At 58.4% G+C, this 12,236-nt stretch carries 16 protein-coding genes and 2 tRNA genes; 8 read left to right on the top strand and 10 right to left on the bottom strand.

Translation table 11 applies throughout. The features are described from left to right. Window positions 1–9 precede the first annotated feature (9 nt). Together G6L97_RS07255 and sufA are read left to right on the top strand one after the other, a co-directional pair. Window positions 10–393 carry an SUF system Fe-S cluster assembly protein gene (locus G6L97_RS07255; RefSeq protein ID WP_003515972.1) on the top strand — a complete coding sequence of 128 codons (384 nt, stop codon included), beginning with the start codon at window positions 10–12 and terminating at the stop codon, window positions 391–393. Window positions 394–505: 112 nt separating this feature from the next. Further along, the gene (sufA, locus tag G6L97_RS07250; protein WP_111782433.1) at window positions 506–895 is read left to right on the top strand and encodes a Fe-S cluster assembly scaffold SufA; all 390 of its coding nucleotides are present in this window, start codon (window positions 506–508) and stop codon (window positions 893–895) included. A gap of 21 nt (window positions 896–916) precedes the next feature. On the opposite strand, the gene G6L97_RS07245 is transcribed toward sufA, so the two are convergent. From G6L97_RS07245 to G6L97_RS07230, 4 genes are all read right to left on the bottom strand, one after another. Beyond that, on the bottom strand, window positions 917–1,198 hold the full coding sequence (locus G6L97_RS07245; RefSeq protein WP_111782434.1) for a hypothetical protein: 282 nt from the start codon (window positions 1,196–1,198) through the stop codon (window positions 917–919). Between the two features lie 62 nt (window positions 1,199–1,260). Then, on the bottom strand, window positions 1,261–2,469 hold the full coding sequence (locus G6L97_RS07240) for an ABC transporter permease (protein WP_003515968.1): 1,209 nt from the start codon (window positions 2,467–2,469) through the stop codon (window positions 1,261–1,263). Next, the gene (locus tag G6L97_RS07235; protein ID WP_111782435.1) at window positions 2,459–3,178 is read right to left on the bottom strand and encodes an ABC transporter ATP-binding protein; all 720 of its coding nucleotides are present in this window, start codon (window positions 3,176–3,178) and stop codon (window positions 2,459–2,461) included. The genes G6L97_RS07240 and G6L97_RS07235 overlap by 11 nt, the downstream gene beginning before the upstream one ends. A gap of 14 nt (window positions 3,179–3,192) precedes the next feature. After that, complete coding sequence (locus G6L97_RS07230; protein WP_065687401.1) at window positions 3,193–4,491, bottom strand: efflux RND transporter periplasmic adaptor subunit; 1,299 nt, start codon at window positions 4,489–4,491, stop codon at window positions 3,193–3,195. Window positions 4,492–4,727: 236 nt separating this feature from the next. On the opposite strand from G6L97_RS07230, the gene G6L97_RS07225 reads away from it, so the two are divergent. Further along, entirely contained in the window at window positions 4,728–4,883 is a 156-nt protein-coding gene (locus G6L97_RS07225) for a hypothetical protein (RefSeq protein ID WP_013636370.1), read from the top strand. A 64-nt stretch (window positions 4,884–4,947) separates the two neighbouring features. After that, window positions 4,948–5,685, top strand: coding sequence for a DUF429 domain-containing protein (locus G6L97_RS07220; protein WP_111782436.1), 738 nt, complete (start codon window positions 4,948–4,950; stop codon window positions 5,683–5,685). Window positions 5,686–5,692: 7 nt separating this feature from the next. Here the strand turns inward: G6L97_RS07220 and G6L97_RS07215 are convergent. Then, window positions 5,693–5,769: transfer RNA gene (locus G6L97_RS07215), tRNA-Arg, on the bottom strand. A 51-nt stretch (window positions 5,770–5,820) separates the two neighbouring features. Beyond that, a complete protein-coding gene (locus G6L97_RS07210; RefSeq protein WP_003495468.1) occupies window positions 5,821–6,126 on the bottom strand; it encodes an ETC complex I subunit in 306 nt (101 codons plus the stop codon). A 265-nt stretch (window positions 6,127–6,391) separates the two neighbouring features. Here G6L97_RS07210 and G6L97_RS07205 point away from each other — a divergent pair. Next, window positions 6,392–6,468: transfer RNA gene (locus G6L97_RS07205), tRNA-Pro, on the top strand. A gap of 54 nt (window positions 6,469–6,522) precedes the next feature. Here the strand turns inward: G6L97_RS07205 and G6L97_RS07200 are convergent. Next, complete coding sequence (locus G6L97_RS07200; RefSeq protein WP_111782437.1) at window positions 6,523–7,665, bottom strand: ceramide glucosyltransferase; 1,143 nt, start codon at window positions 7,663–7,665, stop codon at window positions 6,523–6,525. Between the two features lie 582 nt (window positions 7,666–8,247). Continuing rightward, complete coding sequence (locus G6L97_RS07195; protein ID WP_111782439.1) at window positions 8,248–8,517, bottom strand: DUF982 domain-containing protein; 270 nt, start codon at window positions 8,515–8,517, stop codon at window positions 8,248–8,250. 211 nt (window positions 8,518–8,728) lie between these two features. Here G6L97_RS07195 and G6L97_RS07190 point away from each other — a divergent pair, with 211 nt between their 5' ends. Next, window positions 8,729–8,977, top strand: a complete 249-nt coding sequence (locus G6L97_RS07190) for a BON domain-containing protein (protein WP_003515953.1) — start codon at window positions 8,729–8,731, stop codon at window positions 8,975–8,977. Window positions 8,978–9,036: 59 nt separating this feature from the next. On the opposite strand, the gene G6L97_RS07185 is transcribed toward G6L97_RS07190, so the two are convergent. Next, the gene (locus G6L97_RS07185) at window positions 9,037–9,522 is read right to left on the bottom strand and encodes a DUF192 domain-containing protein (protein ID WP_019567113.1); all 486 of its coding nucleotides are present in this window, start codon (window positions 9,520–9,522) and stop codon (window positions 9,037–9,039) included. Next, the gene (locus tag G6L97_RS07180) at window positions 9,522–10,100 is read right to left on the bottom strand and encodes a cold-shock protein (protein ID WP_013636345.1); all 579 of its coding nucleotides are present in this window, start codon (window positions 10,098–10,100) and stop codon (window positions 9,522–9,524) included. Before G6L97_RS07180 ends, G6L97_RS07185 begins: the two co-directional genes overlap by 1 nt. A 190-nt stretch (window positions 10,101–10,290) precedes the next feature. On the opposite strand from G6L97_RS07180, the gene G6L97_RS07175 reads away from it, so the two are divergent. Further along, window positions 10,291–10,731 carry a VOC family protein gene (locus G6L97_RS07175; RefSeq protein ID WP_065659292.1) on the top strand — a complete coding sequence of 147 codons (441 nt, stop codon included), beginning with the start codon at window positions 10,291–10,293 and terminating at the stop codon, window positions 10,729–10,731. Between the two features lie 157 nt (window positions 10,732–10,888). Then, window positions 10,889–12,145 (top strand): YcbK family protein, encoded by a 1,257-nt coding sequence (locus tag G6L97_RS07170; RefSeq protein WP_162686647.1) that lies wholly within the window; start codon window positions 10,889–10,891, stop codon window positions 12,143–12,145. Window positions 12,146–12,236: the final 91 nt, after the last annotated feature.

Below are 12,236 nucleotides of genomic sequence, written 5' to 3'. Positions count from 1 at the left end.
TTCAGGACCATGACTGCCGAAGCCACTGCAAAGACCCATGATGTGACCGAAGACGCTGCAAAGCCGTCTTCCATTGCGCCCGACGAACTGGCGCGTCTTAGCGACGACGTGATCGCGGCGCTGAAAACCGTGTACGATCCGGAAATTCCGGCCGATATTTTCGAACTCGGTCTCGTTTACAAGATCGACATCGAGGACGACCGGATGGTCAAGATCGTCATGACGCTGACAGCACCGGGCTGCCCGGTGGCCGGCGAAATGCCGGGCTGGGTGGAAAATGCCGTCGGCGCTGTCGAAGGTGTTTCCGGTGTCGAAGTGTCGATGACCTTCGATCCGCCGTGGACGCCGGACCGTATGTCGGAAGAGGCTCAGGTCGCCGTCGGCTGGTATTGAGACTGACGTGATTTTGACAGGCGTCATCCCTTGATGGCGCCTTCAAGCGCTATTAAATTGAAATCCATAAACATCGAGCCTTGAACTCGATTGTCGAAGGAGAATTAAGCCCATGGGCTTTGCGATCATGACCATGACCGGCGCTGCTGCCTCGCGCGTTAAAGCAATCGTCGAGAATTCCGGCCCGGACGCCAAGGGTGTGCGCATCGGCATCAAGAAGGGCGGCTGCGCGGGCATGGAATATACCATCGACCTCGTGACGGAAGCGGATGCGAAGGACGATCTGGTCGAATTCGATGGAGCCAAGGTGTGGGTTCAGCCCTCCGCCGTGCTCTATCTGCTCGGCACCCAGATGGATTTTGAAGTGACCAAGATGCGCTCCGGCTTCACCTTCAACAACCCGAACCAGACGTCAGCTTGCGGCTGCGGTGAGTCGGTGGAACTGAAGCCTGCCGATCTGGCGGCGCTGGCGAAGCAGCGCGAGGCTGAAGCCAGCGTTTGATTGGCTGCGCCATTTTTCCGATCAGCGGGATGATTGCTGTTTCAGCGTATCGATAAAATCCGCCAGCGGATGAATCGATGGCGTCGTTGTCAAAAGCGGCTCGAGAGCTGCTGCAATCTTCCCGCAATCCTCCTCGGCAAGTGGTCGAAGGCTGGAGCTGACTTTGTTGTAGTCGGGCGTTCCGCGTGACGCGAGGGAGCGATTGATCACAAACAGTTCCGTTTGTCCGTCAATTCGTTCCACGAAGAGCGCAAGCGAACCGCCGTCTGCAGCAGCGGCGCTATCCGATATCGATTTGAACATCGAAACTCTCCGTAAATCATGAACCTATTCGGTCGAGGCTGTTGCAGCTTCGACGACTCGTCTCACTCGTGCCGCAGCGCCTCGATCGGGCTCAAACTCGCTGCCCGCCGCGCCGGGAAATAGCCGAAAATCACGCCGATGGCAGCCGAGAAGGCGAAGGCGAGGAAGATGATCGACGGGCTGGTGACGAAGGGCACGTTGAGGAAGCTGACGACGCCATAGGCAAGGCCAAGGCCCGTCAAGATGCCGACCGTACCGCCCAGGGCAGAGAGCATGACGGCTTCCACCAGAAACTGCGTCAGTACCTGTTTTTCCAGTGCGCCGATGGCGAGGCGAATGCCGATCTCACGGGTGCGCTCGGTTACCGAAACCAGCATGATGTTCATGATGCCGATGCCGCCGACCAGCAGGCTGACGGCTGCAACCGCACCCAGAAGCCCGGTGAGCAGCGTCGTCGTGCCGGTCATGGCAGAGGCGATCTGCGTCATGTCGTTGACGGTGAAATCATCCTCGCGGCCAATGTTGATGCGCCGCCGCTCGCGCAGCAGGTTCTGCAGGTCGCTTTGCACCTTGGCGGTGGAAACGCCGTCCTGCGCGGAGACCATGATGGAGGAAATGGTGGTGGTGCCGCCGATGCGCCGCTGGTGGATTTTGAGCGGCATGATGATGGTGTCATCCTGATCGTCACCGAGGCCGGATTGGCCTTTTCGGGCGAGAACACCAATGACGGGGCAGGAGATGTTGCTGACGCGGATCGTCTGGCCGACAGGGTTTTCCGCACCGAACAGTTCCTGCCGCACCGTTTCGCCGATGATGCAGCCTATCTGCCCTCCGCGATCTTCGGCCGGCTGGAAGTCACGTCCCAGCGCAAGCGTCCAGTCCTGTGCCACAAGATAATCATTGGTGGTGCCGATGACGCTTGTCTGGTGGTTCTTGCCGCCGAAAATGACCGTTGCGGCGGAGCTGCGGTTTTGCGGAGCAACGGCGCGCAGGCCGCTGATCTGGTTGCGGATCGCCTCGACATCGCGATCATCGAAACGTTTGGCTTCCGTGCTGGCGCGGCCGGGCCCGAACTGGCCGGGGCGCACGAACAGCATGTTGGTGCCGAGCCGCGACAATTCCGATTTCACCTGTTCGGTCGTGCCGTTGCCGATGGTTACCATGGCGATGACGGCGGCAACACCGATGACGACGCCGAGCACGGTGAGGAAGGAGCGGAGCAGGTTGCGGCTGATGGCGCGCAGCGCAAGACGCGACGTTTCAAAGAACATCGGAAGTCTCCTTGTTTTCCGCTGCGCTGTCGGAGGCGAGATGGCCGTCCACGAAACGCAGGAGGCGTCCCGCATGGGCAGCGATATCCTCTTCATGCGTGACCATGACGACCGTAATGCCCTTGTCGCGGTTGAGCGTGGTGATCAGCTCCATGATCTCGGCGCTGGTTTTGGTGTCGAGGTTGCCTGTGGGTTCGTCGGCGAGAAGCAGAGCGGGGCGGGTGACGATGGCCCGTGCAATGGCCACACGCTGCTGCTGACCGCCGGAAAGCTCCTGCGTCGTGTGGTGCTCGCGGCCCTTCAGACCCACCTGTGCAAGCGCCTCCATGGCGCGCGCGCGCCGTTGCGAGGCTTTCATGCCCCGGTACACGAGCGGCAGCTCGACATTTTCCACCGCCGAGGTTCGCGACAGGAGGTTGAAGCCCTGAAACACGAAACCCAGCATGTGGCGGCGCAGCAGCGTCAGATGTTCATTGTCGAAACCGCTGGTCGGCACGCCCTGAAACAGATATTCGCCCGATGTCGGCACATCCAGGCAGCCGATGATGTTCATCGAGGTGGATTTGCCGGAGCCGGATGGCCCCATGATGGCGACGAATTCCTTCTCGTGGATCGACAGGCTGACGCCGTCAAGTGCGCGGATCGTCGCTTCGCCCCGGCCATATTGCTTGACGACATCGCGGAATTCTATGAGCGGCGGCTGTTGCATGCGGTTTTCCTCCGTCAGCCGGCGTTGCGGGCTGAGGCGTCGGTAATCACCAGGTCGTCGGCCTTCAACTCGCCCGATTTTACCACGGTATGCTGGCCATCGGTGGAGCCGGTTTCGATCGAAACCGAGACGGGCGTGTTGTTACGCAGCACCCACACCGTTCTTTTGCCTGTCGCGGCCGGACCGGCATCGCGGTTCTGCGACCGGCCCATGCGGGGAGGGCGGAACAGGCTCATCAAGCCACCGCCACGGGAGGCGGATTCGCGCGGCGGCGTATATCGCAGCGCGGAATTCGGCACAAGCAGCGTATCCTTGATCTCCTCGACGACGATATTGGCGGTTGCCGTCATGCCGGGGCGCAGCAGCAATTCCTCATTGTCCACCGTCAATATGCCCTTGTAGGTCACTACGTTAGACACGGTCTCGGAGGCGAAACGCACGGTCTCTATTTCAGCCGGGAAGCTACGGTCGGGATAAGCATCGACGTTGAAGGTGGCCTTCTGCCCGGTCTCGACTTTGCCGACATCCGCCTCATCCACCGACACCTGCAATTCCATATGGCGCAGATCGCCAGCAATGGTGAACAGCACGGGAGCGTTGAGCGAGGAGGCAACTGTGGCGCCGGGATCGACACTGCGGGTGAGGATGACACCATCGATGGGCGAGACGATCTTCGCCTTGCCGAGATTGACCTCGGCCAGCCGCAAATCCGCTTCCGCCGAAAGCACTGTCGCCTCGTTGACCTGCAGCGTGGCGCCGGCGGCATCGTGGTTGAACTGCGCGGCATCCAGATCCTGCTGGCTGGAGACTCGGCTCTGGACGAGGGACCGCAGACGCTCCATCGATGTTTTTGCCGAGCCGAGATCGGCGCGCGCCTTCAGCACATTGGCCTTGGCGGAGGCAAGCTTGGCGCGGGCGCTCTGCACGTCGGCCTCCAGCTTGTTGGTGTCCAGTTCCGCCAGAATATCGCCTGATTTGACCGGGCTGTTATAGGTAACGTTGACCTTGCGAATGGTGCCGGACAATTCGCTCGATATGTCGACCTGATCGGTCGGCTGGACTGAGCCGGTGGAGGTTACGATGACGGAAAGGTCGCCCTGTCTCGCCGCTTCCGTGGTGTAGGTATAGGCGACGCCTGCGGCACGCGACTGGTAATAATAACCAAGGCCCCCGCCGATCAGCACCACGGCTGCTGCGGCATAGAGATAGCGGCGCGACTTCTTCTTTCTACCTGACCTGCTGGTACCCAGAATGTCCCGCAGATCGGGCTGGCTGTTTTCCGTGTCGCGGCCATTGGTGTTGGCGTCATTCATTTTCGTCACCCGCAAAATTCAAAATACTACAGAGGATTGTTTCCAACCCCTGTTTCCGGTCCGTCTGTCGCTGTTTGTATTCCTCTGATTGTGGGAAGTGACATAGCTTGCCCAAAGGGGGAAGTGAAAACTTGGTAATATTTATGATAGCTCTGGTCTGCTAGAGATAAATCCGAAAAGACCGATGTCATTGATGTGGCGCCGGTTTCAGCAGCGACATGCAGGACAATGATATAATGAACGACAATGTGGTGAAGTTCCGCAAACCGGTGCCCCCGAAAAAGCCGCGCCAGCCGCTTGGGCCAAAATCGAAAAAAGCCCTGACGATCGCCGCCATCATCGCTTTTTTTGCCGCCGCCTGGGGGTATTTTACGCTGTTCGGGCAGGGGTGACGCTCTGAAAGCCGTATTGGGTATAGACGCCGCATGGACTGTTACCCAGCCAAGCGGGGTCGCCTTGGTCATCAACGATGGAACAGGCTGGACGCTGCGTGCCGCCGCATCTTCCTACGTCGGCTTCCTTGCCTGTGGAACAGATATCCCGGTTCTCGCTGATCGCCCAAGGGGATCAGTTGCCGAAGCATCGGCGCTTCTGGCGGCCGCAGAAGCCCTTACGGGATGCAAGATCGATCTCGTTACGATTGATATGCCGCTCTCGCATCAACCGATTACTGCCCGCCGTGCTTCGGACAATCTGGTGTCTTCCGCCTATGGTTCCCGGCAATGCGGCACCCACACCCCAAATGCAATCAGGCCCGGCAAGGTCAGTGATGACCTCAAAATGGGGTTTGAACTTGCGGGATATCCGTTATTAACCAGGGAAATCAGCAGTCCCGGTCTGCTCGAAGTCTACCCGCACCCTGCGCTTGTTGAACTGACCAACGCCGCGAAACGGCTTCCGTATAAGCAGGGAAAAGTCAGCAGCTACTGGCGGTCGGATACGTCCGCAGACCGTCGCGCCAAACTCCTCGAGGTCTGGTCTTTCATTATCGCACATCTGGATCGACGGATAGGTGGGGTTGCTGATGCACTCATCATTCCCGCGACGAACGCAAAGGGATGGGAGATGAAGGCTTTTGAGGACAAGATGGATGCCGTCGTGTGCGCCTGGGTCGGGATTTGTGCTTTGGAGAGTGAGGCAGTGCCGTATGGCGACGACATTTCCGCGATCTGGATTCCGAAAGCGGCAGTTTAGATGAAGATGGCGACCCCTGCAGGATTCGAACCTGCGACATTCGACTTAGAAGGTCGACGCTCTATCCAGCTGAGCTAAGGGGCCGTCGTGCCGGACTATTATTGCTCCGGCTGAAAATCGTTCAGTGCGTCTTCTTCAATGCGTCCAGGGCTGGGTGCGGTTGAAGCGGAAATTATCCGTGTAGGATACAACCTTGCGGGTTGCTTCCTTTGGTTGGATGACGCGGTATTCGATGCCCTTGCGCTGCGCATAGGCTTCGGCCTGTTCCTGCGTCTCGAATGTCAGCTTGACCTGCTGCTTCATGTCGGATGTCGAGGTGTATCCCATGATCGGATCGATCTTGCGCGGGACCTCAGCGTCGAATTCCAGAACCCAGACATTGGTTTTCGCCTTGCCGGATTGCATGGCGGTCTTTGCAGGGCGGTAAATCTTCGCAGACATGTCGAAACTGCTCCGGTTGGGCGGTGGGGCATGCGCCCCGGATTACTATTCACGTACCTGAATAGAATAACCAAATCGTGTCAGGAACGCTGAATTTGAAATGGACCGACTCCATGTGAGAGTCAAGACGATTATCCCTTGCGGCCTCTTCACGGTCCCATCGCGTTGCATGAGTTTTCAATAATCGAGGCAATGGGCTCAACAAAGATGAATTTCCCTGTTGCGGACTGCGGGTGAACCGTGTATTCCCCAGCCATCGCCTCGGCGGAGTGTAGCGCAGTCTGGTAGCGCATCTGGTTTGGGACCAGAGGGTCGGGAGTTCGAATCTCTCCACTCCGACCATTTAAAGCGAAACATTCGCTTGTCGGTGTAACCCCTTCAAATAAAAGCTTCCGTTCAGTCCGCTGAAGGTCCGGCCAATGTGCTTTCGGCCGTGCCGATCGTCATGACATTGCCGCGCCATGCAACCGCGCTGCCGATCCAGCTGCGTACCCAGACGAATGGCATGATGACATCCCGCGCGACCATTGCCGGAAGGCTATAGAGTGATACCGGCCACCGGTTGAGAGCTGTGAGCGCCAGTTCCGGGCCGTACATGATGGCGAGTACGGCAATCGCGGTGACGGCAAGGTTCGCATCCGCGGCAACGGCGGCAGCGAGTGCGAAGAGGAGCGGGGGAAGCGCGCCGGTGAGGATTTCCGGGGCGAAATATTGCGGGAAGGTGACGCGCCGCAGCCGCGCCCAGCGGGTCTGCCGCGACCAGATCTCACCGGCATGGCGCTGTCCGAGCGGCTGCTCGAACGGAGCCGACACCAGGTGTACCTTGCGACCGGCATTTCTGACCAGCTTCGTGGAAGCGGCATCTTCGGCGATTTCGGCGGCGAGCGCGCGGATGCCGCCGCGCTCTTCCAGGAATGGCTTGTTCCACAACATCGATTTGCCCTGCGCGAAACCCATGCCGATGGCTTCCGCCGCATATTGCCAGCGGCCTTGCGAGCCGTTGAGGAAGGCGCATTCCACATGCGCCCAGAAGCCATCCGGCCGGGAGCCGAGTGGCGGCGAGCAGACCAGTCCGCTATCCGGCCGCCAGGCCGACATCATGGTTTCGATATAGGATTGCGGCATCAAAACATTGGAATCGGCCAGAATGACCCATTCGTGCCGAGCAGCACGCCAGCCCTTGACGCAATTGTTCAGTTTGGGATTGGCGCTGATGCGATCATCGCCGATGAGCAATTGCGCTGAAACTGCGGGGAAGGCCGCGCTTGCCTTGCGCACTTCCTCGATCACGGGATCGAACTCGTCGGCGACGCAGAACAGCAGCTCATAGTCCGGCCAGTTGAGCTGGAAGGCGCGCGACAGCGTCAGCGGCGTGAAAGTTTCGATGCCGCGCAGCGGCACCACCAGCGATACCGGCGGTTTCTGCCGGACAAGTGCGTTGTCCGTATCGCGTCTTTTCAGCCGCCAGCCTGCCAGAACGACGCCGAGAAGATTGAAGGCGAGGAGCAGAATTGCGCAAAGGGCAAAAACAGTTTCCATGCTGGCCAGTTCCACTCCCAAGCTTTCAGCGGTTTACCCGCCAACCGATTCCATGGAATTCGTCATTGCGGATTATAACGTTTGCATGACAGTTACATGTCATGTTCTGCAGCCGGGATCCGACTTCGGTCGTTCATGCGCCTCTGGCGCACGGGTCGATGCCGCGTTTGTTACCGAGAAAGCGTGAACGGTTTTTGCAGACTACCTGTTCGCTAGGGGAGACGGTTGTTTGCCTGGTTGAATGCGATAACGACGAAGCGGGCGTGTCGCGCTATCAGGAATAGTCGCGTCGAAACACCGATTGTAAGACAGAAATCTATCCGAGTATTGACTGCCGGTGCATGGGGGTAATTAAGACGGTGTATCTCACAGCAACCTCCCGATACGTGTTCGCCCGGCCATTTGAATAGGACGACGCTCAGGCTTCAATCAAACGGGCGATCCACGCAGGTGGATTGCCCGTTGTTTTGACCTCTGGAGGCATGTTGATGAACGCAGATCAACTTCCCGCTCATCCGATTGTTGTCACGTAAGTGATTGATATTTATTCGATAATATTCACAAAGCCTTCCGCGTGACGACCTAGTGGATGTTCAGAATATGCGCGTGGTTGCTTGCGACTAGAAACGATTCCCGCGCTTTTTCGATGTCGCATTTTCCGGCGATAGCATCGAGACAGTTTCTGCGTGCGTCCTCATATTCCGGTCCGTGTTCGTCCGGCCAGCGGTACATCAGCATGTCCAGCGCCACCAGAGGGCTGTAGATTTCCACCGCTGCGGATAGCGGCAGGTGGATCGCCACCGGCTTCATCCACGAGGCGTGGTGACACGGCTCCGTTTTGTTAATCAGCATGTCATTCTCCTCCCTGTTTCATGCGCCTTGACGGCAGATTTCACTCCCATGCGCGAAATGCTCACCTCACGAAATGGTTCCCGATCACCTAAAATGTGATCGGGAAGGGGGTTCCAATTTGCCAAGATGAATGGAAGATGAACGAATTGATGAACCGGAGATGAACAAAATCGTGATTCGGGCGTTGTAATAGCCAAGAAGGAGAACGCACATGTTCAATTTGTCAGGCATTCAGGAAAGCTTCTTTGGAGACCGCATGGCGGGTGTGTGCGAGGCCATCACCTCTGCGCTGGCTTTCGAAAACGGTCTCGAGAAGTCGCGGATTTCCGCAACCGTCGAAAATGACGTGATCTATCTTGAAGGGACGGCTGATTCGGTCGAGGCAATCGACATTGCCATCAATCTTGCCGCATCCATTTCCAATTGCCGGATTTTGAGCCATATCGAGCCGGTCTACTGAGATCTTGACGGCCGGGCGAAACGTCGTCCGGCCTTTTCAGACGCAGTAACGCGGCAATGTCATTTCCGGTTGCCGATTTGTGCACTGCGAACCACATCGCCCGGTTTGATGCCGTAGCGTTTGGCAGTGCCGCCATTCAGTTCAAGCACGAATTTGACCGACCCACGGGAGCTGATGATCGCTTCTGAATGTGGCACGGCGTTTTCGTGGATATGGGTTATGCGCCCGTCCCGGGCGATAAACAGCATGTCGAGCGGAATGAGAGTATTCCTCATCCACATGGCCACGTCCCGCTCCTTGCCGAAATCGAACAGCATACCGCTTCCAAGCGGCATGGACTTTCGAAACATAAGGCCCTGTTCGCGCTGGGCGTTGTCCAGCGCCAGTTCCGCAACAAATTCGTGGGTTTCTCCGGAGGCGGTCTCTATCGTCAGCGGTTCGGATTGAAACGTCTGCTGTTGTTGAGCCTGTGCTGCGCTTGAGAGCGTGAAAAAAAGAAGCGCCAGAACGGCGCTCTTCATCAAGTTGCGAAACACAGCGGCCATCAGTGCGACATCCCGATCGGGGCCGGGTTGTCGGGGTGGATTTCCGCCGCCATCAAACCCTTGTCGCCATCGCCAAAGCGCACCAGCACCACCTGGCCCGGACGCAGTTCCGTGAGGCCGAAGCGGCGCAGCGTCTCCATATGCACGAAAATATCTTCGGTGCCTTCGCCGCGCGTCAAGAAGCCGAAGCCCTTGGTGCGGTTGAACCACTTGACGATTGCACGCTCAAGCCCGCTTGACGGCGTGACCTGCACATGGGTGCGAACCGGCGGCAGCTGCGACGGATGAACGGCGGTGGACTGATCCATCGACAGGATGCGGAAGGCCTGAAAGCCGCGGTCACGCCGCTGGATGAGGGCAACGATGCGCGTACCCTCGAGAATGGTCTGATACCCATCGCGGCGCAGGCAGGAGACATGCAGCAGCACGTCCTGCATGCCGTTGTCAGGCACGATAAAGCCGAAACCCTTGGCAACGTCGAACCATTTCACCGCGCCGGTGATTTCGGTCAGGTCCACGGCATCGGCCGAAAGGTCCTCGACATCGACTATCGTTTTCGATGACATCCTATCAGCCATATCCTGCCAACCCCTCGATTACGCGCCACACACCGGTCAACTGATTCCTGTGTACCAGATTAACATCTTGGTAACGGTTCCACGCAAGCCCTAGTTTTTGATTTGCGTAGCTGCTTTTATGTCGCCGTCCTTGTCCGGGGCTTGCGATCATGCGTTTATGGCCCGGAAAAGTGTATTGGAGAGGAAGAAAATGCGGTATCTGCACACGATGGTTCGCGTCAAAGACCTTGGCGAATCAATGAAATTCTATTGCGACCTGATGGGTCTCGAGGAAATACGCCGGATCGAAAACGAAAAAGGCCGTTTCACTCTGGTTTTTCTTGCAGCGCGCGACGATGTCTCTGCGGCGCGGGAAAAAAAGGCGCCTTCCCTTGAACTCACCTACAATTGGGACACCGAAGATTACACCGGCGGCCGCAATTTCGGGCACCTAGCCTATGAGGTCGACAATATTTACGACTTCTGTGCCCACCTTCAGCAAAATGGCGTCGTGATCAACCGGCCGCCGCGTGACGGTCACATGGCCTTCGTTCGTTCGCCCGACGGTATTTCTTTCGAAATCTTGCAGAAGGGCGAAAGCCTCGCGCCAGCCGAACCGTGGATATCTATGCAGAATACGGGTTCCTGGTAGGGGTTTTCCCGACCAGAAGCGACGATTTCGGTCACTCTTGCCTTGTCCGGATGGGTTGAGGCATAGTCCGCGAATCGAAACGGCATGTCCTGTTTTGAAAAAGCAGACGATTCCGTTCCCGTGCTGCTGTTGTAAATGCAAGATACGGAGGCCACCCATGAAAGCTGTCGATAGCGCGAAAGGACGCGTTGCCTGTCAGCGTCTTGTTGTCGCGGTTTCGTTGCTCGGGCTTGCCGGATGCGTTTCAGCGGTGACGGATGACGACATGGCTGCCAACAGCAAAAAGCCGGCGATTTCCGCCGAGCAGAAGGCGCAGGCGGCATCGGCGGTTCATAATCCGGCCGCCAAACAGCAGCAGGGGCATTATGTGGATCCCGCCGTGGCCTCCGCAACCGGCGGGGCCGTTGCGGCCCAGCCGCAGGCGCCCGGTGGCCCCGCACAGGGTTACGGTGCCGCCGCCGATATTGGCGGCCTGACGACGCAGCCGACGGCGATTTCCGCGGGTACATCAAGCATATATTCAAGCAGACCTGCCGTTGCGGCGGGAGCTACAGCCGCCGCGGGCGCACCTTCTCAGGGGATCGCGCCCGCCGTCAGCAGCGTCTATTCGGCACCAGTGCAGGCGACACAGCCGCAACCGGTATCCGCAACGGGACAAGTGCCGACTGCCGTGCCGGTACCGGCAGAACAGCACAGCGAAAACCGTCAGGCTGTTCCCGTACCAGCGCCGCAAAATGCGTCGGAACAGCTCGCAGTTGCTTCAGCGCAGTCTTCTGGAGCCGGGAAACGGGCAGGCGAGGGGCAGGAAAGTGAGGGCACAGTCGTGCCGCTGGCAGCTTTCTTCGCCGGTGCGGCCAAGAAGCGCCTTCCGAAAATGATCGAAAACGGTACGGCGGAGAATACGCAGGTTGCCGCGCTTTCCGGCGGGTCGGACAGGACGATGGGTATAGCGCTTTCCGGCCGTTCGATGATGTCTGACGAATTCGACGATGCGCATCTCGAAGACGAGGATGGCCAGCCGGCCGGCCTGATGAAGCTTGCCTCGCTCTCCGGCCTCACTCGAGTTTCTCCGAACGGGCTTTTCCTGCAGACCGATCATGTTGAAGTCGGTTGTTTCAAGCCGGAACTGGTGCGCATGATCAAGGATGTCGAGCGCCACTACAACAGCCCGGCCATCGTCACCTCGGGTTATCGCCCGCCAAAGGGCATAAGGCAGGGTTCCAAGCACTACACCTGCGATGCAGCCGACATTCAGATCAAGGGCGTTTCCAAATGGGAGCTTGCGTCCTATCTGCGCTCGATGCCGCAGCGTGGTGGTGTAGGCACCTATTGCCACACCGAATCGGTTCACATGGATACGGGCGAAGCCAGAGACTGGAACTGGCGCTGCCGCCGCACCGCCCCGCGTAAATAATCTCGCGCCGCATTCTCGAACCGTCAAAGCTTGCGCGTTGCTCGCCCGAAATTTCGCCGGCGTGGAAATCACGGCATGCAGACAGGGTGCG

The organism is Agrobacterium tumefaciens (genome assembly GCF_013318015.2).
GTDB classification, from domain to species: Bacteria; Pseudomonadota; Alphaproteobacteria; order Rhizobiales; family Rhizobiaceae; genus Agrobacterium; species Agrobacterium tumefaciens.
This window is presented reverse-complemented; position numbering and strand designations above follow the sequence as displayed.